The 23599-nt window shown below is 55.0% G+C and carries 19 protein-coding genes; 9 read left to right on the forward strand and 10 right to left on the reverse strand.

The window, feature by feature from the left end; all coding sequences use genetic code 11:
• Window positions 1-18: 18 nt before the first annotated feature.
• Together G6R38_RS20650 and pheT are read right to left on the reverse strand one after the other, a co-directional pair.
• The gene (locus G6R38_RS20650) at window positions 19-1380 is read right to left on the reverse strand and encodes a hypothetical protein (RefSeq protein ID WP_166830682.1); all 1362 of its coding nucleotides are present in this window, start codon (window positions 1378-1380) and stop codon (window positions 19-21) included.
• A 68-nt stretch (window positions 1381-1448) separates the two neighbouring features.
• Entirely contained in the window at window positions 1449-3509 is a 2061-nt protein-coding gene (pheT, locus tag G6R38_RS20655) for a phenylalanine--tRNA ligase subunit beta (RefSeq protein WP_166830683.1), read from the reverse strand.
• 162 nt (window positions 3510-3671) lie between these two features.
• Here pheT and G6R38_RS20660 point away from each other — a divergent pair, with 162 nt between their 5' ends.
• The 5 genes from G6R38_RS20660 (at window position 3672) to G6R38_RS20680 (ending at window position 9461) form a co-directional block, all read left to right on the forward strand.
• A complete protein-coding gene (locus tag G6R38_RS20660) occupies window positions 3672-4640 on the forward strand; it encodes a hypothetical protein (protein ID WP_166830684.1) in 969 nt (322 codons plus the stop codon).
• A 109-nt stretch (window positions 4641-4749) separates the two neighbouring features.
• Complete coding sequence (locus tag G6R38_RS20665) at window positions 4750-6561, forward strand: UbiD family decarboxylase (RefSeq protein ID WP_166830685.1); 1812 nt, start codon at window positions 4750-4752, stop codon at window positions 6559-6561.
• Between the two features lie 92 nt (window positions 6562-6653).
• Window positions 6654-8075 (forward strand): GntP family permease, encoded by a 1422-nt coding sequence (locus G6R38_RS20670; RefSeq protein WP_166830686.1) that lies wholly within the window; start codon window positions 6654-6656, stop codon window positions 8073-8075.
• 2 nt (window positions 8076-8077) lie between these two features.
• A complete protein-coding gene (locus tag G6R38_RS20675; protein ID WP_166830687.1) occupies window positions 8078-8500 on the forward strand; it encodes an ankyrin repeat domain-containing protein in 423 nt (140 codons plus the stop codon).
• A 193-nt stretch (window positions 8501-8693) separates the two neighbouring features.
• Window positions 8694-9461 carry a (Fe-S)-binding protein gene (locus G6R38_RS20680; RefSeq protein ID WP_166830688.1) on the forward strand — a complete coding sequence of 256 codons (768 nt, stop codon included), beginning with the start codon at window positions 8694-8696 and terminating at the stop codon, window positions 9459-9461.
• A 49-nt stretch (window positions 9462-9510) separates the two neighbouring features.
• Here G6R38_RS20680 and G6R38_RS20685 read toward each other — a convergent pair whose 3' ends face one another.
• Together G6R38_RS20685 and G6R38_RS20690 are read right to left on the reverse strand one after the other, a co-directional pair.
• Complete coding sequence (locus G6R38_RS20685; protein ID WP_166830689.1) at window positions 9511-11391, reverse strand: DUF1559 family PulG-like putative transporter; 1881 nt, start codon at window positions 11389-11391, stop codon at window positions 9511-9513.
• 147 nt (window positions 11392-11538) lie between these two features.
• Window positions 11539-12573 (reverse strand): DnaA ATPase domain-containing protein, encoded by a 1035-nt coding sequence (locus G6R38_RS20690; RefSeq protein ID WP_166830690.1) that lies wholly within the window; start codon window positions 12571-12573, stop codon window positions 11539-11541.
• Window positions 12574-12723: 150 nt separating this feature from the next.
• On the opposite strand from G6R38_RS20690, the gene G6R38_RS20695 reads away from it, so the two are divergent.
• Window positions 12724-13518, forward strand: coding sequence for a tetratricopeptide repeat protein (locus G6R38_RS20695; RefSeq protein WP_166830691.1), 795 nt, complete (start codon window positions 12724-12726; stop codon window positions 13516-13518).
• Window positions 13519-13685: 167 nt separating this feature from the next.
• Here the strand turns inward: G6R38_RS20695 and G6R38_RS20700 are convergent, their stop codons facing one another.
• The 6 genes from G6R38_RS20700 to G6R38_RS20725 all read right to left on the reverse strand — a co-directional run bounded on the left by G6R38_RS20700 (window position 13686) and on the right by G6R38_RS20725 (window position 19323).
• The gene (locus G6R38_RS20700; RefSeq protein ID WP_166830692.1) at window positions 13686-13841 is read right to left on the reverse strand and encodes a hypothetical protein; all 156 of its coding nucleotides are present in this window, start codon (window positions 13839-13841) and stop codon (window positions 13686-13688) included.
• Window positions 13842-13922: 81 nt separating this feature from the next.
• Complete coding sequence (locus G6R38_RS20705; RefSeq protein ID WP_166830693.1) at window positions 13923-14879, reverse strand: DUF1559 domain-containing protein; 957 nt, start codon at window positions 14877-14879, stop codon at window positions 13923-13925.
• 631 nt (window positions 14880-15510) lie between these two features.
• Window positions 15511-16527, reverse strand: coding sequence for a YihY/virulence factor BrkB family protein (locus G6R38_RS20710; protein ID WP_166830694.1), 1017 nt, complete (start codon window positions 16525-16527; stop codon window positions 15511-15513).
• Between the two features lie 104 nt (window positions 16528-16631).
• Window positions 16632-17417 (reverse strand): ion transporter, encoded by a 786-nt coding sequence (locus tag G6R38_RS20715; RefSeq protein ID WP_166830695.1) that lies wholly within the window; start codon window positions 17415-17417, stop codon window positions 16632-16634.
• A gap of 81 nt (window positions 17418-17498) precedes the next feature.
• Window positions 17499-18014, reverse strand: coding sequence for a thiol peroxidase (gene tpx, locus G6R38_RS20720; RefSeq protein ID WP_166830696.1), 516 nt, complete (start codon window positions 18012-18014; stop codon window positions 17499-17501).
• Window positions 18015-18189: 175 nt separating this feature from the next.
• A complete protein-coding gene (locus G6R38_RS20725; RefSeq protein ID WP_166830697.1) occupies window positions 18190-19323 on the reverse strand; it encodes a vWA domain-containing protein in 1134 nt (377 codons plus the stop codon).
• Window positions 19324-19563: 240 nt separating this feature from the next.
• On the opposite strand from G6R38_RS20725, the gene mnmG reads away from it, so the two are divergent.
• The 3 genes from mnmG (at window position 19564) to G6R38_RS20740 (ending at window position 23591) form a co-directional block, all read left to right on the forward strand.
• Window positions 19564-21402 carry a tRNA uridine-5-carboxymethylaminomethyl(34) synthesis enzyme MnmG gene (gene mnmG, locus G6R38_RS20730; protein WP_166830698.1) on the forward strand — a complete coding sequence of 613 codons (1839 nt, stop codon included), beginning with the start codon at window positions 19564-19566 and terminating at the stop codon, window positions 21400-21402.
• A 433-nt stretch (window positions 21403-21835) separates the two neighbouring features.
• Window positions 21836-22414, forward strand: coding sequence for a response regulator (locus tag G6R38_RS20735; protein WP_166830699.1), 579 nt, complete (start codon window positions 21836-21838; stop codon window positions 22412-22414).
• Window positions 22415-22484: 70 nt separating this feature from the next.
• Window positions 22485-23591, forward strand: coding sequence for a sensor histidine kinase (locus G6R38_RS20740; protein ID WP_166830700.1), 1107 nt, complete (start codon window positions 22485-22487; stop codon window positions 23589-23591).
• The last annotated feature ends 8 nt before the right edge of the window (window positions 23592-23599 follow it).

A 23599-nucleotide genomic window follows, 5' to 3' on the forward strand; every position in this document is an offset into this window, starting at 1 on the left:
TTCCAAATCCTCGTGTGGTTACTTGGCCGTCCCGACCTCTTCGACTGCTTCGTCAGGAAGTACGTCTTCTTCGTCGTTGCGGAGTTCTTGCACGTGGGCTTGGACGAAGAGATAGAGATTCTTCTCGCCGGTCTGCGGACGATCGGCGAACGTCATCCCACCAATGAGCATCGGCGTATCGACGGGCACACGCACGGTCGTCGCAATCTTTTGGAGGTCAACGCGTGGACGATCGACGACGGCTTTGAGTTGTGCGGGTTCGTTGTTCTCACCGGCAATTTGCTCGACCTTTTCCATCACCTTGGATTCGTTCAGCAAGCACACACGGCTACGAACATCCAACAAAACTGTTTGGCCGGTGGTGTTTGTGACGGGCGTGAGCTGCAACGCCGCTCCGGTTTGCAGCAGGTTCATTTGCGGTTGATAGCCCATGACTTCCTGCCCCATCACCGGCATCATGTTGGTGAGGAAGCGGTGCTGTCCTCCCGCCAGGGTATGCACGGTTTGGCCGTTGTAGCATGTGATGACGGCATGCCAACCAGGCTGGGATTCCGCGTTCTTCTCGTTCTTCGCAGCAGCGTGGTCAACAAGATACTTCCGCCAGTTATCGGGTTCGATCAAACCGAATGCTTGCCGATCTTCCGGGCCGATCGGTTGGTTCGGATCGGCCAACAATTCGGTCAGTTCGCCTTCATCAAGCCATACCCACCAGGCTTGAACGGACACGGTCCGCAGCGTCCCCCAGCGTTTGCGGAACAAGTTAAGCAAATCGCTGATTTGCTGATGCGTGTGATCGTCGGCTGAGATCAACAAATTCGAGCCCAGTTGCGTGATGACGCCGTCTTCGTCCCAAAGTTCTGGCGAGATCGTCTGCTGAATGGCGGCGGTGAGATGGTCCATCGTGGTTTGCATGGAACTTGGATCACCGGTCACGGCTCCAAATTGCTGCGATGTTTTCACGCTCGACTTGGATGCGAGTCCGCGAGTCGATTGGACATTGAAAAAGCCGGCACCACCGAATCCACCACCGCCCGATCCGGTGGGTGTACCGCCCGCGGAAAACATTTGGCCAAACCCGCCGTTGGTCGAGATCGCATCTTCGTACTGAGCCGGATACGCCGGAGCGATGGTAAATAAATCGCTCAGATCGTACACGCGAATGGAAATCCCGCGGCCTTTGCCGTCCGTTCGTCCGGAACCAATCGTCGTGAACCGGCGTTTGCCGAGTTCCTTTTGTTGAGCGGACCGCAACTGTGTTTCGAGTTTCCGAATCTGCTGCTGTAACTCGCTGACATCCCCTTGAGACCGTCCCGGCGTGGGAGCCAGAACGGTCAACGCGACACACGTGACAAAAACAATCCCGCGACTTCGGATCGACATTTGCAATCTCCATATAGAACAGGTTTGTTGTTCTTATGCAGCCAAACGCCGATGGTGCGCAGGTGATTTTACCGCAACGATGCGTCGAGCTTCTTCTCGACAGTCTCGATGACGGCTTTCTGGAACGTTTCGACTTCCTCCGACGTCAGCGTGCGATCGGGCGAACGCCACGTCACCCGAGCGATGTAGGACTTCTTGTTCGCACCGAGTTGCTTGCCTCGGAATTGACTATCGAACTCCACAGACTCCAGCAACGGACCACCGGACGACTGAATCGTATCCGCCAACTCCCGCCACGCGACGGATTCGTCGAGCGCGAAATTGAAATCCCGTTGCATACTGGGATATTTCGGCAAGTCCTCCATTTGAGGTGTGAGATCGGTCAACCGCTCCAATGCGGCCAGACTCACTTCAGCCACGGTGACGGGGTCTTGCAAGCTCAGACGGTCGCCGACCTCCGGGTCCAACTCACCGAGCCACCCCCACATCTCGCCGTTCAACAGCACTTCCGCACCGCGACCGGGGATGAACTGCGGAATGCCCGACGGTTTCACTTCGAGCGTCACCGTGCGATTCACCCGCTTCGCGAGTGTTTCCAGCACACCTTTGAGTTCCCGGAACGACCGTCCCGTGACGAGCCCGATCATCGTCGGTTCGACCTGTTCTTCCGCGGCTCCTGGTTTGGCGGCGAGATACACCTTGGCAATCTCGAACAATTGAGCGTTCGCGTTGCTTTGCCGTTCATTCTCACGGCGACTTTCCAAGAGGCTGGGAATCAGACTTTGCCGCAACGTGTTGAGTCGCCGAAAATCACTATGCTCAATCGCCAGCGGTGGCGTGTCTGGTCGTGACTGGAACATCGAACCCGAATCGGCGGTGACTAGTGACGGCGTAATCGCTTCGAAGAAACCGGCGGCGGTGAGGATGTCGCGAACCGTGTTGACGGTGCGTTCGCGGAGCGTGGGAGCACTTGCAGTCAACGGCACATCGGCGTCGTCGGGGATCTTGTCGTAACCGTGAATCCGAGCGACTTCTTCGATCAAGTCGGCTTCACGTGTTAGGTCACTTCGCCACGACGGCGGCACGAACTCGGTGTGGGTATCCGGGTTCGCTCCTGCTTCCATCCCAAGCTCGACGAGGATTCTCGTCGCCGTTTCGCGGGGAATCTCGATACCCAAAATCCGTTTCAACTGAGAGAACCGTAGCACAATCGGCGGACGAGTCGGTGGTTCCGTGCGACCTGCCACGACAGAACCGGCTAACACATCGCCACCGGCGATTTGATGGATTAACTCGCAACACCGTCGGCTGGTCCAATCAATGCCCTCCGGATCGACGCCACGCTCGAAGCGGTAGGACGAATCGCTGTGGAGTTTCAATTTCCGAGCCGTCGAACGCACCGAAAGAGCCGCGAAGTCCGCCGCTTCAATCAGCAAGTCCGTTGTGCCCTCGGTGACTTCCGTATCCGCCCCGCCCATCACACCGGCAATCGCCACCGGCCGGTCGGCGTCGGCAATCACAAGGTTCTCGGGACTCAGTTCGTAATCCTTGTGGTCGATCGCCGTCAGTTTCTCTTTCGACTTCGCTCGACGCACGACGATTTTCTCACCGTGCAATTTGTGGAAGTCGAAGGCATGCAGCGGTTGTCCGCATTCGAGCATCACGTAATTAGTGATGTCCACGACATTGTTGATCGGGCGGTAGGTTTCGTATTCCTGTTTCTCGCTGTTGTAGCGGAAACTGGCGGTTTGCAGCCGTCGCACCAGCCAATCGGGACTCGGCCCAATCTTCACGCCCCGAATCACGCGGGCAATATACTGCGGACACAGCGATTCATCCTCGATGCTTACGCTGGTCGCGTCGCTGGCTTTCGTGGTCGATTCGACAAGGTGCGGCGTGGGGATGCTCAATTCCTGATCGAACAGCACACTGATCTCACGAGCCACCCCAATGTGCCCCAAACAATCCGGCCGATTGCTCGTGACTTCCAGATCGATCGCGACTTCACTTTCGAGCGGATGATGCACGCCTTCGAGGTTCAACCCCGACATCGTCAGCCGATCGGTCAACTCCTCGACCGACATCTCGAGCGCCACGTATTCTTTCAACCAATTCCAACTGACAAGCATGATATCCGTCCAAACGGCATTCGTCTTCTGGAAGCCATCCGCAATGGTGGCCGTGATTCGTCTCCGTAATCTAGCTGGCGATGCGTATCCTGAAAAGTGCGGGCGATTTGGTTATGCTGTTCGATCAGAAATCGCCCCCTAATTTGCCAGGAAAGTCCGCGGATGAAAGCGATACGAACGTTGGAACGTCGGGATTCCAGCATGACGATTGGATCGGCCTTGTTGGGGCGAATTCGCGATCGTCGGTCTTCCATTCGGCAAGCCGTTCACGATGGCGATACGATCAACGTGGAAGCCAACGGCGATTTCGGCGTGCGTCTGCTCGGGATCGACACCCCGGAAGTCAGTTTTCGCCTGCCGCCTGGTCAGGGGTTTCCGATGATTTCCAGCCCGCGATGGAAAACCTTTCTGACCGATCCGTTCGCTGAGGAATTCGGACCATTCGACCGCGAACTACCGGACGGTTTGATTCGCCACATCCAAGCCGGTGCTGGTCCGACCGCAGCGGAAACGCACTACGACGCGGCTCGCGAATCGGAAGATGCGTTCGAATCGCTCATCGAACACGACATGGAAGTCATGGAAGCCACGCCGGACACGTTCCGGTTCTTCCTGGCGTTTGGATTCGAAGTGATGGACGGTTACGGACGGTTCTTGTGTTACATCAACCGCGAGCAACCCGACCGCAACCGTCCCGAACCACGACCGCTTTCCTACAACGAGCGGCTTTTGGCACTTGGACGGGCGTTTCCGTATTTCATCTGGCCGAATGTCAATCCGTATCGCCGACCGAGCATCATCTCGGATGCCGTCATCCCGCCTGGCAAAGCCAAAACGCTCGCCGATGCCGACGCCACACTCCGCCAAGCACGGGAATCTGTGGGTGAAGCCCGAGCCAACCATCTCGGCATTTTCGATGCAATGAACCCCGTCATGTTGGAACCGTTCGAACTGCGTTGGCTCGCGAGTCGATCGGCTCCGCATCGCTGGGTGATTGATCTCACTCGCAACGACGACACCCTGCTCCGCCCCGAAAATTATCACACCATCCCACACCCGGAAGATCGATTGTTCATCCCCGAACATTTCGTGCCGTTGTTCGTTGAACGCGGGTGGAAACGCGAAGCGTGAGGCCTGGTGAATTCCGGAAAACCTCCTCGAACCACTCCCCGCCGACAGTCGATGTGTCTATAACGTCTGGGACGTCATCCCATCGCAAAAGACACAAGATCAACCAATTATGGGCTATCGAAATCTCGCGGCGTGCGTGGCCGACTTGGAAAAACACGGGGAACTCGTGCGGATCGAGGCCGAAATCGATCCGCATCTCGAAGCCGCCGAAGTGCAACGTCGCGTCTACCAGGCCAATGGGCCGGCGGTCTACTTTGCCAAGGTGAAGGGCTCCCGGTTCCCGATGGTGTCCAATCTCTTCGGCACACCGGACCGCACACGGTTGATGTTCCGCGACACGTTGGAATCCGTGAAAGCGTTGGTGCGCCTGAAGACCGATCCGGCGGCGGCAATGAAACATCCGCTACGGAACTTGAAATTCGTCCGCACGCTCTCACACATGCTGCCCCGCAAGTCACGACGCGGACCGGCAATTCGGCACCAAACCACACTCGATCAGTTGCCGCAACTCGTGAGTTGGCCAAACGACGGCGGGCCGTTCATCACCCTCCCGGCGGTCTACACGGAACATCCTGCCAAACGGAGTTTGATGCAGTCGAACCTTGGTATGTATCGCGTGCAGATCGCGGGGAACGAATACGAGCCGAACAAGCAAATCGGGCTGCATTATCAAATTCATCGCAGCATCGGTGTCCATCATGCGGCGGCGATTGAACGGGGCGAACGGCTGCCAGTGAATATTTTCATCGGCGGACCACCCGCATTGCCACTCTCTGCCGTGATGCCGTTACCGGAGGGTCTGTCGGAACTTACGTTCGCCGGTGCGATCGGTGGCCGAGCGATGCGGATGATCGTTGGTCATTCGCCGTTGCCAATCTACTCCGAAGCTGATTTCACCATCGTCGGCAGCATCGATCCGCACGCCACGTTGCCCGAAGGACCATTTGGCGATCACCTCGGTTATTACTCGAACCGACACGAGTTTCCAGTGATGGAAGTGGATGCCGTCTACCATCGCGAGGGAGCGATCTGGCCGTTCACAACCGTCGGACGCCCACCGCAGGAAGACACGTCATTCGGGGAGATCATTCACGAAATCACTGGTCCAGCGATTCCGTCCGTCATTCCTGGCGTCCACGCAGTTCATGCCGTCGATGCGGCGGGTGTGCATCCGTTGCTGCTCGCGATCGGCAGTGAACGGTACGTGCCCTATGCCCAAGATCGCACGCCCCAAGAGTTGCTCACCAATGCCAACGCGATTCTCGGTCAGGGGCAACTTAGTCTCGCCAAATTCTTGCTCATTGCCGCCAAGGAGGACAATCCGGAGCTCGACATTCACGACATTGCAGCGTATTTCCATCACGTCTTGGAACGCGTCGATTGGTCTCGCGATCTGCACTTTCAGACGAAAACCACGATCGACACCCTGGATTACTCGGGTCAGGGATTCAATCAAGGATCGAAGGTCGTCATTGCTGCCGCTGGGAAACCACGTCGAGAATTGGGCACGGAAGTGCCGAGTGAAATCAATTGGCCCAGCGGCGTGCGAAACGTGCGAGTGTGCCTACCGGGTGTGTTGGCGGTCGAAACGGTCGACGATTGCCTGTGCCCACCGACCGATTCCACAATCGGTGAGAAACTGCAAACGTTTCCATTGATCGTTGTTGTAGACGATGCCGACTTCACCGCTCGCACGTTGAACAATTTTCTGTGGGTCACCTTCACCCGTGCTAACCCGGCGACGGATATTTCCGGTTTCGATCAATTTATTGAGCACAAACATTGGGGGTGTCGCGGTCCGCTCGTGATCGATGCCCGCATCAAACCGCACCACGCGGCGCCATTGATCGAAGATCCCGAGGTCACGAAACGAGTTGACCAACTCGCCGCTCCCGGCGGTCCGCTGCACGGGATCATCTGAGTGAAACGATTTTCGGAATCACTTTTGTTAGCATGGCGAGTCCGCCAAATTATGGTGGCAACTCATAATGCGTCTCAAATGGTTCTGCGCTCATGGATCCAACGACCTACAATATTGTCATCCTTGCGGTCGGTGTGGCCGTCGTGCTCGGCGGCATTTTGCTGCTGCGGCTTCATGCCTTCCTGGCTTTGATTTTTGCGGGATTGCTCGTCGCCGCGATGACGACACCACAAATGCTCGGCGAGTACGCGGCTCAAAAAGGCTTGAGTCCGGGGGCGGTTGAGTCACTTCAGAAGCAAACAATCGGTGCCCGTGTCGCTGAGGCGTTCGGCAACACGGCGGCGAAGATCGGTATCCTGATCGCAATGGCATCGATCATCGGGAAATGTCTACTCGACAGTGGTGCCGCCGACCGAATCGTGCGATCTGCCATGAAGTTCTTTGGAGAACGACTCGCACCGCTTGCATTTGTGTTTAGCGGGTTTCTCTTGGCGATTCCAGTGTTTTTCGATACCGTTTTTTATCTGATGATCCCGCTCGGCAAGGCGGCTCGTTTGCGATCGGGCAAGAATTATTTGCTCTATGTGCTCACGATTGTGGCCGGCGGAACGATGGCTCATTCGCTGGTCCCACCGACGCCGGGTCCGTTGTTCGTCGCCGAAGAACTGGGTGTGGACATCGGGCGAATGATGATCGCCGGTTGCTGCGTCGGCTTTTTCACCGTGGCCTACGGATTTTTTCACGCCTTGATGATGAACCGCTTCTGCGAACTACCGTTGCGGGAATCCGCGGATTTTTCACTCGCCGACGCCGAACGGGCGGCTCAAGTGGATGAATCGGAATTGCCACCACTTTTGTTCTCACTGTTGCCGATCGTGTTACCCGTGGTTTTGATCGGCGGCTACACGATCAGCAAACCATTTCTGGAGGGCGAATGGAAATCCGTTGCGGCAACGCTCGGTGACAAGAACATCGCGTTGACCATCTCCGCAGCCTTGGCATTGTTGCTTTTGATGTGGCACAAACGGACCAGTCGCGACGAACTCGCCGAAGCGGTCGGCAAAGCACTTTCGAGTGGCGGCGTGATTATTTTAATCACCTCCGCCGGCGGTGCTTTCGGCGCGATGTTGCAACAAACCGGCGTCGCAGGGTTGATTGAATCCATTTCCCCAAGCGACCCAACCATCGTGATTTGCCTGGCGTTCTTCATCACGACCGCAATCCGTTCCGCACAAGGGTCTTCAACGGTTGCCATGATCACGACCGTCGGAATTCTCGGTGGGATGGTGTCACAATTCAGTGTTGATCCCGTGTACCTCGCCCTCGCAATCGGTTGCGGTTCGAAGCCGATTTCCTGGATGAACGACAGCGGATTCTGGGTCATCACAAAAATGAGCGGCATGACCGAAGCCGAGGGGCTAAAATACATCTCCCCCATGACCGCCATCATGGGATTGGTTGGACTGATCGTCACTGTGATCGGCGCCCAAGTGCTGCCGCATCCATTTGGTTAACTATGGAAAACCAGCTTTTTGATATTTGTGTCGAACGTAATCCCGATCCCGGCGATCAGCGAAGTCGGATCGTTGCGGCCATCGAAGGAGGAGTCGATATTCACGCGACAGACAAAAATGGCGTGACGGCGTTGCATCATGCCGTGCGATTTCGTAGTCCGATGGCGGTCCAAGCATTGATCGAACACGGTGCCGACGTGAATCATGCTTGCCGTCGAAACGGCTCGACACCCCTGCACCGTGCCGTCACTCAAACCGGTGCGCCAGGAACTGCCGGTCGAACGCAGCAAGCGAAAGAAATCGTCGAACAACTCTTATCCGCCGGAGCCGATCCCTCGATTGCCAACAAAACGGGTAAGATTCCAGCTGACTATACTCAAGACTCGGACATCCAACAGATGTTAGACAATGCTCGTCAAAGCTAGTGTATGTATCGTATTGCACAACAGGTCGTTCCTAATGAATCCGCAACGCCAGCCGTTACACAAATAGATCGACATGGTCTAGTCGCGTGTTGGGCGGCGAATATAAAATCAGTGCTGGGATCTGTCCCCGCCTACAAACGAAATTATCGTCCCTAAAGAATTGCGTGTGATTCACGCACCTCATGAGTCTAATATGCGAATCGGTTTATTCATTCCTTGTTATGTCGATCAATTTTACCCAAACGTGGGTATGGCCACCGTTGAGGTGTTAGAGCGTTACGGACGCGCGAAGTTCTCGGATCTTACGTTCGACTTCCCCGAAGCCCAGACGTGCTGTGGACAGCCAATGGCAAACGTGGGCTGTGTGCAAGAAACAGCACCGCTCGCGAAACGGTTTCTTGAGATCTTCAAAGACTACGACTATGTCGTGTGTCCATCGGGAAGTTGCACAGCGATGGTGCGGCATCACTATGAAGACTACCTAGCCGGGCAACCGGGTTTCGAGGAACTGAAGTCTAAAACCTTCGAACTCTGTGAGTTCCTGCATGATGTCTTGCAAGTCGAGCAAATCGAAGGCAAGTTTCCTCACCAAGTTGGACTCCACAATAGTTGTCACGGCCTGCGGGAACTGAGACTCGGCAGTGATAGCGAACGTGTCACCGAGCCATTCAGTAAAGTGAGAAAACTATTAGAAGGTCTAGAAGGAATTACACTTTCGGATTTGACGCGGCCCGATGAGTGTTGCGGCTTTGGCGGCACGTTTGCCGTGAGTGAGGAAGCGGTCTCGTGCATGATGGGCGAAGATCGTATCCACGACCATGAACAAGCCGGCACGGAAGTGTTAACTGCAGCGGATATGTCTTGCTTGATGCATTTGAGTGGTCTGATCAACCGTCGCAAAAAGCCGATCCAAGTGATGCACGTCGCAGAAATCTTCGCATCGAGCATGAACGATGCGTAAAAAAAGCCGTCGGTTTTCGCCGACGGCTTCGTGAGACTCATTGGGTTAACTACTCTTCAATCGGTTTCAGTTCGGTATCTGGAACCGCCTCGACGTCGGCTCCGGTTTTCTCTGGCTCATCGAAATCGAAATCGACATCATCAGAAAGGTCAAACTCCGCCGCGGCTTCGGGATCGTAGTCTTCCCAGTTGACAATCTCGCCACCACCGATGGTAAACAATGCTTTAAGGGTGTCTGGCTTGATGTTCTCGGTCTTGAGGGTGCTAACGCTGCCGTCCCAAAATGCGGCAATGAACCCATCGCGAACACCGCCGAGCTTCTTCATGGTGTCTTCGATCTTATCGATAGCCACATCCAAGTCGTCGGGAGCTGTCCACGGTACAGCGTGTTCTGGTTTCACAGTGACGAAAAGAAACGTATTCGAGGTTCCATCGGTGACATCGCGGATGCGATTCTTTTTGCCTTCCTCGATGGTCATTCCTTTGCCTTTGGATGCGACGAACTGCGTGTAGCCCGGTTTCGCATCATCAGAGACTTTGTAGAACTCCGGCATCTTCTCAAGCAGTGCTTTGTTGTGTTCGCTGTCCCATGGTTCGTCGAGTTTGAACTGATCGTACAAATTCGCTTGCTCAAGGAATGGCAAGAGCCGAACTCGCCAACTGAGCTTTTCGCTTTGATTGTCTGGATCAGGACTAACAAACGGCGACTGCTGAAACGTGTCATGGTAGTTGTGGAAACCCAAAGCAAGTTGCTTAGCATTGTTCGAGTTCCGCATCCGTTTGACCATGAACTCTTTCGCCTTTTGCATCGTTTCCTGAGCGGACTCGGGAACAGCGAGCGAAATCGTCATCGAGTCACCATCGACGTTGGCCTGGAGACTCTCGTAGACTTGATCGGCAAGTTGCTTCATTTCGCCAGCCAACTCTTCATTGTACTGCTCTTTCAGAGTTGCCATTTGGCCGTCTTTGGCTTGGCCGAGTTGTTCACGCAACTGATCGAATTGGCTTTTGAGTTCTTGCACGGTCTCGGCGTTCTTGGCATCGACTTTGGTTCTCAGTTTGAAACCTTTGTCATAATCCGCGGCGATGATCAGGCCGTCGAGGTTTTCCGCCAATTCGGTGGCGTCGGGAGCATCGGGCATCCGCGGAGCGTTTTCCGCAAGCTGTTTCAACTCTTTGCGGAAGGGGTTGAATCGTGCCACCACTGCGAAAGTCTGATCCATCGCACTGCCATCAATGGACGTCAACAATTCCCCTTTTGTCTTGGGACCAAGCAACGACGTCATCCCAGTGGTTGTGCCGATGACCAGGGTGTTCGCATCCGGCATCGCAAGTGCGACGGGTGGCTGTCCACTTTCCAGCGACAGGTAGCTGATATCGCCAACCTTCGCTTCTTTGACGGCCTGACCCATTTGTTCGGCCTTGATTTTCAAATCATCAAGTTGGAACGGTTGGCTCAATCGAATGATGACGCCCGCGTCCATCTCGGGAACGCCCATCTGAGCGGCATTTGGCGGCATCAGTCCTGATTTGCCAGGCCACATTGCGACCGAAACCCGCTCGATGTTTTCCGGTTTGATCCCGCTTTGGGCCTCAAACATGGTGAGCCCCATATTGAGTTGCATCCGAGAGGGGTCATCCATTTCCGCCATCAGCGGACTATTCAGAATGTCTTGCGGTTGGAACGAGATCAACAACGCCGCATCGGTCGGGACGTATCCGAGTTCCGAAACCGCCTTCGGAACCGACACCATCAGTGTTGCGGGTTCGGCTTCTCCGCCCCCGTGCGTCGAGCCACCGGTTTCTCCGCCGCCGTGAGCTTCGCCACCAGCGTTTTCGGCGGTCTCGGGGTTATCCCCCTCTTGCTTGTCGGCACATCCCAACGGGATCAGCATTGTGAGAGCAAATAGTACAGACCAGAGCTTGCGCATCTTGTTCACTCCATTTGAGTTGACATCAGACGAACCGGCACCGACCGGCAGTGTGGGTCGATAAGAAAACCGTTGAACAGCACTTTAACCGCCCGAGCGAATTTTCGCCATCATCGCATCCCGCATTATGGATGGATTGCGACAAACTCAGGCGGTTCCCGGTACACCCAAGTTGGTACGGATGCGATCCAAATGTTGCCGGAGGGATGGCTCTTCAACAAGTTCGTTTTGCACACGTTTCACGGCATGCAACACAGTGCTGTGATGGCGTCGTCCGTAGAATTCGGCGATGGATTGCAGTGGTTCTTCGGTCAATTCGCGAGACAAAAACATGCCACATTGCCGAGGACGAACGATCTTCGCGGAACGTCCTGTGTCCCGCATGCCCGCTAGTGTCACTCCGAAATGCTTGGCCACCGCTTTCGCGATTTTGGAAAGCGTGGTGGCTGGCGGCCGCGTGTCGGAACTCAGTTCGCGACGAACGGAATCCGTCGTGATTGGCTGACGATGAAGTCTTGCGGTGGCCTCCAATTGCGTGAGCAATCCCCAGAGTTCCCGAGGCGATCCGACACAGCGGGTAGCAATTTCCTCGATGACCTCCCCGGAAAGCGACAGGTCTCGCAGTTTCGCAAAGTGCTTGAGCAACCGTTCGCGGCTTTCCACCGACGGTCGCCGCACCCCCGCCACAATTCCCCCGTGCCAACGATCAATCAATCGGGGTAGAAAGTCGATCAACCCGCCTGGTGGAGACTTGCTGGAAAAAATCATCCGAGCATCCAGTCGAACCAACTCGTCGATGACACTGACAAGTTGCTGCTGCGTTTCCATCCGTCCTGAAAGCCCGGTGAGATCTTCGCAAACGAAGACGTTCAGCTCACGGTACTTCTTCTGAAATTGCGGGATGGATCTCTTCTGAGCGGCTTCCGCAAACTCGGCGGCCCATTGTGCAGCGGTCACCCGTTGAACACTCAACTCCGGATCGGCAGCCTGCATCTGACGAAGAATCGAGCGAATTGCCAATGATTTCCCGACCCCGGCTGGACCTTCCAGGAAGACCATCCGAGCGGCGTCACCGGTCTCGTTCGCAAGACGGTTCAATGCCGTCCACGCAAAACGATTTTCTGGTAGAATCAAAAACGATTCACCAGTGGGCTGGGCCTGTGTCAAAAAGGTTGGGGTCATTGGCGTCCCCGAATGCAAGAAACCGGGTAGCGCAAACGCTATCGTTAGTGTATCCCAGATCCGCAAGTTGCTGCAAACCCAGTTTGCATTAAGGTTTAGTGAGGAACACCAAGGCAGTGACCATTTGACACCCAACCCAAGGACACACCAATGATGAAGTCGGCTACCCAACGATGGAGCGGCCCCTTTTTGACCGGTGCGATTCTGATCGTCGTGCCCCACATCCTAACGGCCGCCCCGCCGTCCAATTCCGAGATGGCCGAACTGAAATCTCAATGGAATCGACAGATCGTCGATGCCACGAAAACAATCCAATCGAACGCCAACAACTTGAACGCATACTCCCGACGCGGTGATGCGTATTTCTTCTCGGGTCAGTTCACCGAAGCGGTGGATGATTACGAACGAATGGTCGAACTCGACCCGAATTTGGCAAACTCGCATTGGCGACGTGGCATCGCTTACTTCTACGCCAAAGAGTACCAACAAGCGGCGGCTCAATTTGAGGCATACCATAGCTATGACGATGTGGACCGCGAAAACGGGATTTGGCGGTATCTTTCACTCGCGAAAGCGAAAGGACTTCCGGCAGCTCGCGAGACATTGCTGAAGTACCGCAAAACCGATCGCGAACCCTTCCCTGCCGTCTACCAGTTATTCGAAGGGAAGATGACGCCGGAAGACATTCTGATGCAAATCAAAGAGGCGAAGATCACGCAAAACGAACGACAGAAGCGGCTATTCTATGCCCATCTGTATATCGGCCTCAATCATGTCGTCTTAAAGCAAGATCAAAAAGCATTAGACCATTTGCAAAAAGCGACAAACATCTCTTGGCCAAGAACAGCCGGTTATGGTCCCAACTGGATGTGGCACGTCGGTCGCTTGCACGCCGACTTGATTCAATCAAAAAATCAAACCACAAAAACTAGCAGTGCGAACTAGTGGTCGTCTATTGACAGAGCCACATCTCGCGTCTCATGCTTCCTAATGCGGACGCATCGCTAGCAACGACACAGAAGCGAAACGCGTTCGCAACTAGACACTCAAGAAATCAAAAAGGACCACTTGAGAATGCTCTCAAGTGGTCCTTAACTTTAGTCAATTAACGACTATTTCCCCTGTTGGGATTCGGCAGCTTCAATAGCGTCGTCATGGGCTTGGATGGCTTGCTTTCGCTCTTCATCCATTGGCGGTGGTTCAGGCAAAGAATCCGAACCGCAGCCGAGTCCCATACCAACCAGAATCGCAAAGAGTAAGTATTTCATCGTGGAGTCTCTCTTGGAGTTTTGTAATGTCGATACTAGGCGACTTGCAAACTAGACTAGTCGCCCGAGCCGAATCGCTGTTTAGAATTCTTCGATGGTCAGTCCGTCTTTCGAGTGACTGAGACGACGCATCACTTCGCTGTCAATGGTGTAGCTGACAAGTCGCACAGCTCCGTCACCCATGCAAGCGTTCATTCCGCCGGTGTGGGACGAGCCAAAGTATGGGTGCCAAGTTGTCCAACTCACACCACCTTCGTCGACTACAGGAACGGCAGTCAGCGGAGCTTCGTTGTCTGGCCGCGGTGGCAAACCATACTCCACACCACTCGAAGTCCGAGCGGCACCGTAGCGAATGACACATTCATCCCAACCAGCATTGTTCCAACGTTCGTTGTCGCCACCGTCCGTCAGGTGCTTGTCCGGATGCAAGGCTTTTTCGGCCACCATCAAAGTGTTCGAAGAACCGTCGCGAATTCGTTCAACCGTCGTTTTTCCAGCATCGGTTTGAATCACGACACCTTTGGTTCCGTTGTTGTCCGAACCACGAAGATCACCAGGGGCACGCTCACCGGCGTTACCGGCATAGTCGTTCCGGTAGAAACCGTTACCGTCAGCGATCGGATCACGCCGCGTTGGACAGTAATAACCCTTGACTGCTTGCTGTGCAACAAGGTTCTGAGTCCCAGTGGGGTCGTTCTCGTCGCCCAAATCAAAGAGATTCTGCTGTTCCATGTAGGGCAGAATTTGGTAACTCCAGCTCCAACCGCGACGAGTCAACGAGTTGCAGCAAGATGTGAGTGGATCGCCATCGTTTCCATCGCGAGCACCGTTCGGAAGTTGCTCGTGAACATCTTGAAAGTTGTGAAACGCGAGACCGATCTGCTTCAAATTGTTCTTGCATTGTGTTCGTCGTGCGGCTTCGCGAGCCTGCTGAACAGCGGGCAGCAACAAGGCAATCAAAATCGCAATGATTGCGATCACCACTAGCAATTCGATTAGGGTAAACCCTTGTCTCTTTGACAACGTCAGTCGTGGCATTAGTCCAGTGACCTCATTAGCTAAGAAGGAGGTGGTAGTAGAAGTTGTGCATCCAATTCCCACGATGAGAATTGCGGCACACAATACAAAACTTAAGTCAAACGCTTTTATCAATGGACATAAGTCGAGAACCTATGCCGTTGCGTTTTCAGTAATCGGGAAAGTCAAACCAGCAGGATTATTTGATCGGTCAAAACCAATATGTACAGGCAGGTGGTTACTGGTGGGTGTCAACTCGTACTGTATTGAACAGGTGAGGTAACTGATGTTTCTGTGTCCGTATGTCGATGTTGGCGAAAGTCTCCTTCGCGAAGACCAAGTACTTACACGGCCCACGTCGGTATCATTACTAGGAATGTGAATACCGTATGAAGTCAAAAATAAATGTCTGAGAAGATCTGGCTTCTCAGACATTTGACGCGTAACCGTGTTCAATTGACGACCACAAATCGGGTAGAAGCCTCCGACAACTCGACGTCCCCGTGAACACATTTTCCGTGCCCATTAGATTCGCCAATTACGTGCGTGTGTCTACGGAAATTGGACAAGTCGTGCAGTTAGCAGCCTATCAATAAGAAAGCCCCCGAGGATTCTCGGGGGCTTTCTTATAAGTCATATCATTCAAGCGACTCTAAGGCGTGCCACGTAAGTATGTGGTTTGCTGGTTCGTGCGGACGGCTCCACGCACCGGCTGCATACCTTCCCCCACGATCTCTGCATAACTCTGCGTAAACTCCGCCCCAAGCAGCACAATGAGCGACGAATAGTAAACCCAAACCAGGATTAGCACCATTGACGCCGCTGTGCTGCCCCAGGTCCCGGCGACTTGCGAATTTTGAAGATACATGCTGATGATGGTCTTGCCCAAAACGAAGAGAAACGCGGTCGCCGCTGCCCCCAACCACAAGTCTTTCCAGGCCATCTTGGCATCGGGGAGAATCTTGAACATGGACGCGAAGAGAAACGTAATGACGATCAGGGTCACGACATTGTGCAGCAGAATGGTTGTCACCCATGCGATGCCATCCGGCGTTACCCCTTCGACCATTCGCATCAATTCGTCGACGAAAGTGGTCAAGACGAATGAGACCAGCAGCAGAAATGCGATTACCACGACCATTCCCAACGACAGTAGTCGCTTGAGAAGAAAGTTCATCACCCCGCCCTGCTCCGGGTCCGGCTCGACGCTCCAAGCCTTATTCAACGCAAACTGCAGTTGAGCCATTACGCCCGTCGCTGAGAACAGCAAAATCCCAATTCCGATGATGCGTGAGAACGCCCCCAGACTGGCAAATGGCCCGTCCATCGCCGCTTGAGTTTTGTCGAGACCGAGCAGCTGATCGCCGTCTTTGGATTTTTTCTGACTGCTGGACTCTTCGGATTCCCCGTCCGACGACTCTTGAGAATCTTGAGATTGCGAGCCGGCTGCGACGAGCGAATCGGTCGGAATGCCAAGTTGTTCCTTGACGATTTCGTCGATCCGCTCCGCCGGAATACCGATGGTAGTCACGGTCATCAGCACAATCACGAGCAACGGTGGCAGCGAAAAAATGGTGTAATACGCGATCGCCGCACCACTACTCATGCAATCGTCTTCTGAGAACTCCGACACCGTGCGTTTGACGAGTTTCCAAGCCGTATCGATCATCTTCAGCCTCGAAATTTGCGGGAAAACATGCAAACCCACCGAAGCAAAGACTGTGCCGTGAGTGATTGTCGCCGCAATTGAGGCGTTGGCTGGATGCCATCCGATCAACTCGGTGGATCGGCGACCGGCGGGTCACCATCCGACGGAGGCTGCGTGGCCGGCATGCGAGCCAGCAGTTGATCGAGTTGTTCGCGAATGACCGCGATCTCCGCGTGAAGGGTGGCGAGTTCGTGTTCCTGTTCCTCGGCTTCGGGCACGATAAACCAAGACCCGACGAAACCGGTGAATGTCCCGAACAGCCCGACACCGGCTACCATCAAACCAACCGCAATGATTCGCCCCGCCGTCGTGACGGGATAGAAGTCTCCGTATCCGACGGTGGTCATGGTGACAAACGCCCACCACAGCGCTTGTTCCGGCGTTTCGATATTGGAACCCTCGACGGTCTCCACGTGGAGAATCGCGATGCTGGAGAAGATGATCAGCAGAATCGAGACCAACGCCGCTGCACTGAAAGCCCCTTCGGCTCGACGCTTAAGAATGTGAACGGCAATCAACCGTGTCCCGCGGACGGCACGGAGCAATCGTAACGCTCGTACAATCCGAGCGGTTCGCCCCCAACGCAACCAATCGATTGTCGGAATGCTGGAAAGCAGATCAATCCAGCCCCACTTCATGTATTCCAGCTTCGACTCAGCCACGTAGAGGTTGTAGGAGAAGTCGAGTAGGAACGCGATGCAGATGACGTTATCCGCGTAGTGCAAAATCGTCCGCGTTTCCGGCTCAAGCTCAAAACAAGCCTCCGCCGCAAGCGCCGCCAAGACGTAAAAACACAGCCCCAGCATGAAAATCTGATAGGCCTGTGGTCGACGGCGGGCGGAAACATCCATTGCGATTCGGGCAGCTGAAGAGAAGACACAATGTGCCACGGCTCACCAGAGCCGTGGCACATACTGAATACGATCAACCGACTATTTCGCGGCGGCGAAGGCGGCTTCGTAGTTTGGTTCCTCGGCGATCTCCGAGACATACTCGACGTGCTTCAACTCGCCCGAACCATCGACGACGAACACCGCTCGGCAGAGAATCCGGTCGAGCGCTCCGCCCTGAATCAGAACGCCGTAGGATTCACCGAACTCGGTGCAACGGTGAGCGGACAGCGTTTGCACGTTCTCGACGCCTTCCGCACCGCACCAACGTTTTTGGGCGAACGGCAAATCCATGCTCGCAACGAGGATCTCCACTCCCGAATGGCTGGCGGCCTGGTCGTTGAACTTCTTGGTTTCCACGCTGCACACCGAAGTGTCCAGTGAAGGCACGACGACAATAATCCGCGGTTTTCCGGCACTCGCTGATAGCGTGACTTCCTCAAGGGCATTGCTTTGCAATTTGAAATCGGGGGCCGTATCGCCGACTTTCAACTCCGGACCGGCCAGATCCACCGGGTTTCCTTTGAATGTAACAGCTCCACTTCGGACTTCAGCCATGACTTGCTCCTGCGAGGCGATTAAGTTTCGGTTCCAACGCCCGGCAGTATGAAACAGCGAGCGATACCGTGCAAGTATCACCCGCTGTTTGTGGAAAACGTTGAGAGTCGTGGGTGGAACGCAGAGAGTCAGAGCTTGTGTTTCCCTCCACTCTCTACTCATTACCCTCTACATCTTATTTCACCACGCGATAGCCGCTCTTCTCGGCTTGTTTTTGGACGGCTTCAATGATGGCTTTGTCGAGCGTGTCATCGGGAGCGTCGGCGGCTTCGGCTTTCTTTTTCCGTTCGGCGGCGATGAACTTAGCCCGTGCGTCCGTCAGTTCCCGAATCTGAGCCTGAATCTCCTTGCGGGCTTTCTTTTGCTTCTCGATATGGGCTTCCAACTCCTTCAAGGACAACTTCTGCAAATCCTTCGGCAACTGATCTTTCTTGATGTCCTTGATCTTGATCGTCCCGCGAGCACACCCATCGATCAAATCCCAATGGCAGAAGTAGTTCGCGGACGACTTCGCCAACGCTCGACTTGCATTGGCATTGAGGTTCAACTTCAACGCATTTGTATCCTGCGCAGCTTGGTTTGCGGAGAATTTCTTCCGTTGGTCCGCGGCCCCGTAGGCAATGTAGGTCGCATTCAGTTTCACGTTGAGAGCTGTGATCTTGTCGTCTTGTGGTGCCGGAATCACGGCGACCGCTCGATTCTGATTGATCGTCAGGAAACTACCATCCGCAATCGACGCGGCATGTTGCCAACGACCGTTGATGCCTTGGGTTTCGTCGCCACAGTGAATCGTACTGACGGTAATGCCCTTTTTGATCGCCTCTTTGCAAGCGAATTCGTAATTCACCGGCCCTTGCGTGAACGGCTCGTTCCCGGCAATGAAGATGCACTTCATGTCATCTTCGTCGTCGGACCATTTCAACTCGTTGACGGCCGTCTGAATGACCAGACCGCAGTACTCCGAACCGCCCTGAATTTGAATCGCGAACAACGCTTCGGAGACGGCATCCAAATCGTCCGTGAACGTCACGAGTTGTTCCGGCTTGGCAGCACCGTACTTATAAAGAGCCACTTCCAACCGGGGACGTTTTCCATCGCGACGAAGTGTCGTGAACTCGTTGACCACGTTCCACAAATGCTCGCGTGCCTGATTGATCAACCCGCCCATGCTGCCGGAATGGTCGAGCAAAATCGCCATCTGAATCTTCGGCACATCCTCTTCATCCGCCTGGACAACTCGCTCGCCCAGCCCCGCCGTCAGAACACCTACCGCAACCGCAAACAATCCGATCAATCGACGTGTCACCATGACTCTTTCTCCTCAACACAGGAATTCGATACACTAGACAGTTTAACCGAGTATGATTCGCTCGCGGGTAACGGCTGTGTAACAAGAGATCAGCAACCCGAGACGCAAAATGTTCGATGGACAACGACGCCGCAAAGTTCCCATTTGTCTCGTCAGAATTCCCGAGAACGCCGTGTTGACGATGAGTCGCCGTGTCAATCGTCAACACACCAACCGCACACCACCACAAACAACAGACACATGACAACTACCTATGATTTCGATGTCGTCGTCGTCGGAGCCGGTCACGCCGGGACCGAGGCGGCTTTGGCGGCGGCCCGCATGGGCGCGAAGACGGCACTGCTCACGATGAACGTCGACACCGTCGGTGCAATGAGTTGTAACCCCGCGATCGGTGGCGTCGCGAAGGGGCAGATCGTTCGTGAGATTGATGCGCTCGGCGGCGAGATGGGTCGCGTCATCGATGAAACCGGACTGCAATTCCGGATGCTCGGTCGCTCCAAAGGACCGGCAATGCATTCGCCACGAGCCCAGGCGGATAAAAAAGCCTATCAGTTCTCGATGAAAAACCGCGTCGAGCAAACCGATAACCTCGCCTTGCGGCAAGAAATGGTCGAGGGCCTGGTCACGGAGACCGATGGCGAAACCACGAGGATCGCCGGTGTAAAGGTGCGAGGTGATGCGGTTTATCGCACGCGAGCGGTCGTCATCACGACCGGCACATTTCTGCAAGCGGTCATGCACACGGGTGAAGCGAAAGCCAGCGGCGGTCGAGCTGGTGAAGGCACGACCGGCACGCTTTCCGACTCCTTCCGTGAACTCGGGTTCGAACTCGAACGCTTCAAAACCGGGACACCCGCCCGAATCAATGGTCGCACGATTGATTTCGCTGCGTGCGAACGGCAACCCGGTGATGACGATCCGCAACCGTTTTCCTACCTCACGGAATCACTGACGCAACCGCAACTCGAATGTCACATCACGACGACGAACGAGAAGGTGCACGAACTCATCCGGGCGAATTTGCATCGGGCCCCGATGTATTGCGGCCAGATTCAATCCACCGGTCCGCGGTATTGTCCGTCGATCGAAGATAAAGTCGTGAGGTTTGCCGACAAGACGCAGCACCAGATTTTCCTCGAACCCGAGGGCTACAACACTCAGGAATACTACTGTAACGGCATCTCCACGAGTCTGCCTCGCGACGTGCAAGACGCGATGATTCGAGAAATCCCCGGTTTGGAACACGCCGAAATCATGCGGTACGGGTACGCCGTGGAATACGATTTCGCCCCGCCCACGCAACTTCGGCCAACCTTGGAAACCAAACGCGTGGATGGTTTGTACTTCGCAGGGCAAATCAACGGCACGACGGGATACGAAGAAGCCGCCGGTCAGGGCCTGATCGCCGGTGTGAACGCCGCTCTCAAATTGAAGGGCGAACCGCCGTTCATTCTCGATCGCAGCCAGGCGTATCTCGGGGTGCTAATTGACGATCTCGTCACCAAAGGCGTCGACGAACCGTACCGCATGTTCACATCCCGAGCTGAATACCGATTGTTGCTCCGGCAGGACAACGCCGACCGTCGGCTCACACCGCTCGGCCGCAAAATTGGGCTGGTTGATGACGAACGCTGGCGACAACTCGAGCAGCATGAGGACGACATCCGTCGTGCCACCGAGCAAATCGAGAAACTTCGTCACCAGGGAAAAACGCTCGAAGAATGGTTGCGACGCAGTGAAATCGCATGGAATGACATTGTCGAGATGGCACCGGAGCTTGGGGATCTGAAAGTCGCCCGTCGCGCAGCCGAGCAAGTGCAGATCGAAACCAAATACGCCGGTTACATCCGTCGCCAAGCCGCCGACATCCAGAAACAACAAAAAACCGAAAAACTCCGCATTCCCGAAACACTCGATTTCGCCGCCATTCCGAACTTGCGAGTCGAAGCTCGCGAGAAACTCAGCCGCGTCCGCCCCCAGAACATGGGCCAAGCGGGACGCATCAGTGGGATTACTCCCGCGGATTTGGCCATCGTTTTAATCTATTTGGACCAGCCGAACCGTCTGTCCTCTTAAATTGACGCAGCCGCGAATTTCCGGAAATTCCCAGATGCCCGCACAAGCCTGGCGGACTAGGCAAGAAACGCACATTGCCTAAAGTCTAGTGGGATCGGGGTTTACAGAACGAGACGCAACTGCGGGTCATCCGAAGGCTAAGTGTACTGACGTGGCAAATGCCTGTTGACCGATTTCGCAGTTTAGATACAATTTGGAATCATGTTAATTCTGGAAAGTTTGGGGTAGCAGGGAAACTTAGTTACCTCTAGAATCCCTTCACTGGGTCAATTTGAGAATTTTCGAGGAATTTTGGCCGGCTCCCATGCTGGGTGGTTGTCCGGACGGATCGCAAAGCGATACCGGTGCATGATGGCCCGTAGCTTTGTGAACCGGACGTAAAAACGTCTACCGCTTGCATTAGGCAAGCGCACGATTCAAAGGATGGATCAGAATGAAGACCGTCTTCACAACAGGCGAAGCAGCCAAAATCTGCAACGTCAGCCAGCAAACCATTATCCGGTGTTTCGATTCCGGCCAGCTCAAGGGCTTCCGCGTGCCCGGCTCACGGTTCCGACGGATTCCGCGAGACATTCTCTATCGCTTCATGAAAGACAACGGCATCCCGACCGATGCCCTCGAAAGCGGTAAACGAAAGGCGTTGCTTGTCGACGACGATGTGGATTTGGTCGAAATGATCCGCGATGTCCTCGACGCCGACGGCCGATTTGAAGTGCGTGTAGCCAACAACGGGTTCGATGCCGGAATGATGGTCAAGGAATACCATCCCGACATTATCGTGCTCGACGTGATGCTGCCGGACATCAACGGAAAAGAAGTGTGTCAACGCGTGCGAAGCGACTCCTCGCTGGATGATGTTCGCATTATCTGCATCAGCGGGATGGTCGAACAAGACAAAATCGCCGATCTGAAGGCCGCCGGAGCGGATGAGTTCCTACAGAAACCGTTTGAAACCGACCACTTGATTGGTCGAATGTGTCGTCTGCTGGATATCGAACCGGTTCACGCATAACTGCGAGGGCTTGGAGCGACGCGAGAACGGTGTCCACGGATTGCGCTCAACAGGGAGCAGCGACAGCGCAGTGAACGGCATCGGTCCCGCGTCTCTGACATCCTGGCTGATCGAAAGCCTCACGCCGGGAAGCATCGAGCGAACGCTTCGGCATATCGCGACAGGTTGGCTTACGCTGGCATCCGCCGAGGCGGTTTGCATCTGGTGGCAATCGCGACCGTCCACACCGTCGATCGCGTTCGCCGCATCCGATGGGAACTCTGCGTTCGCCGATCCCATGCCGCTTGCTGATGACGATTTCACGCCCATTCTCGAATGGACCGCGAACACGACAAGTGCGCCGATCGATTCGTTGCAACTCCAAGTCGCAATGGATTCGCCCGTGCGGTTTCGAGTCTTTGCAGGTCTTTCCGATCCGAAAGCCCAGCTACCAGAGGAACTCGAAACCGCCACACACCGCCTACTGGAACGCCTCGAAAGTGAGGCGACGATTGAGGAACGCCTGCTCCATTCCAAATTGGAGGCCATGGCCGAGTTCGCCGCTGGGGCGGGACACGAGATCAACAATCCGGTGGCGACAATCGTAGGTCGCACCAATCTGCTGCTTGCTGAAGAACCCGACCTCGGCCGCCGCGCTTCATTGGCGACCATTGGTGCCCAAGCGCTGAGAATTCGAGACATGATCGGCGATGCGATGCTCTTTGCGCGTCCGCCGAAACCACATCTTCAAACGCTCGATCTCAAAACGGTGCTACCGGAAATCGTCGCGCCGTACGAGAGTCGATATCGTGCCAAGAAGGTGACGCTGACCCAAAACCCGATTCCGTCGCTGATGGTCTCGGCCGACCGTACTCAGTTGGCGGTTGTGATTTCGGGACTCTTGCAGAATGCTTTGGATGCAACCCCACCCGACGGGAATGTGGAACTCGCGGTGGAGCCTCTGACGCCATCCTTGGCACGGATCGAAATCACCGATTCCGGCACGGGGCTTTCTGAAACCGATCGTCTGCATTTGTTCGATCCATTCTATTCCGGTCGGCAAGCCGGTCGAGGATTGGGGTTTGGATTATCCAAGGCATGGCGGATTGTGACGCAACACGGCGGACGAATCGCCATGGAAGATTCCGCGTCCGGCGGATGCCGTTGTTTGGTCGACTGGCCAACGCCAACCGACTAAGGCACAAT

Origin of the sequence: Thalassoroseus pseudoceratinae (genome assembly GCF_011634775.1) — a bacterium.
Taxonomy (GTDB): domain Bacteria; phylum Planctomycetota; class Planctomycetia; order Planctomycetales; family Planctomycetaceae; genus Thalassoroseus; species Thalassoroseus pseudoceratinae.

Coding starts and splice junctions, on each gene's coding strand:
- G6R38_RS20650 (WP_166830682.1), bottom strand. CDS start 1,380: ATGTCGATCCGAAGTCGCGGGATTGTTTTTGTCACGTGTGTCGCGTTG.
- pheT (WP_166830683.1), bottom strand. CDS start 3,509: ATGCTTGTCAGTTGGAATTGGTTGAAAGAATACGTGGCGCTCGAGATG.
- G6R38_RS20660 (WP_166830684.1), top strand. CDS start 3,672: ATGAAAGCGATACGAACGTTGGAACGTCGGGATTCCAGCATGACGATT.
- G6R38_RS20665 (WP_166830685.1), top strand. CDS start 4,750: ATGGGCTATCGAAATCTCGCGGCGTGCGTGGCCGACTTGGAAAAACAC.
- G6R38_RS20670 (WP_166830686.1), top strand. CDS start 6,654: ATGGATCCAACGACCTACAATATTGTCATCCTTGCGGTCGGTGTGGCC.
- G6R38_RS20675 (WP_166830687.1), top strand. CDS start 8,078: ATGGAAAACCAGCTTTTTGATATTTGTGTCGAACGTAATCCCGATCCC.
- G6R38_RS20680 (WP_166830688.1), top strand. CDS start 8,694: ATGCGAATCGGTTTATTCATTCCTTGTTATGTCGATCAATTTTACCCA.
- G6R38_RS20685 (WP_166830689.1), bottom strand. CDS start 11,391: ATGCGCAAGCTCTGGTCTGTACTATTTGCTCTCACAATGCTGATCCCG.
- G6R38_RS20690 (WP_166830690.1), bottom strand. CDS start 12,573: ATGACCCCAACCTTTTTGACACAGGCCCAGCCCACTGGTGAATCGTTT.
- G6R38_RS20695 (WP_166830691.1), top strand. CDS start 12,724: ATGATGAAGTCGGCTACCCAACGATGGAGCGGCCCCTTTTTGACCGGT.
- G6R38_RS20700 (WP_166830692.1), bottom strand. CDS start 13,841: ATGAAATACTTACTCTTTGCGATTCTGGTTGGTATGGGACTCGGCTGC.
- G6R38_RS20705 (WP_166830693.1), bottom strand. CDS start 14,879: ATGCCACGACTGACGTTGTCAAAGAGACAAGGGTTTACCCTAATCGAA.
- G6R38_RS20710 (WP_166830694.1), bottom strand. CDS start 16,527: ATGATCGATACGGCTTGGAAACTCGTCAAACGCACGGTGTCGGAGTTC.
- G6R38_RS20715 (WP_166830695.1), bottom strand. CDS start 17,417: ATGGATGTTTCCGCCCGCCGTCGACCACAGGCCTATCAGATTTTCATG.
- tpx (WP_166830696.1), bottom strand. CDS start 18,014: ATGGCTGAAGTCCGAAGTGGAGCTGTTACATTCAAAGGAAACCCGGTG.
- G6R38_RS20725 (WP_166830697.1), bottom strand. CDS start 19,323: ATGGTGACACGTCGATTGATCGGATTGTTTGCGGTTGCGGTAGGTGTT.
- mnmG (WP_166830698.1), top strand. CDS start 19,564: ATGACAACTACCTATGATTTCGATGTCGTCGTCGTCGGAGCCGGTCAC.
- G6R38_RS20735 (WP_166830699.1), top strand. CDS start 21,836: ATGAAGACCGTCTTCACAACAGGCGAAGCAGCCAAAATCTGCAACGTC.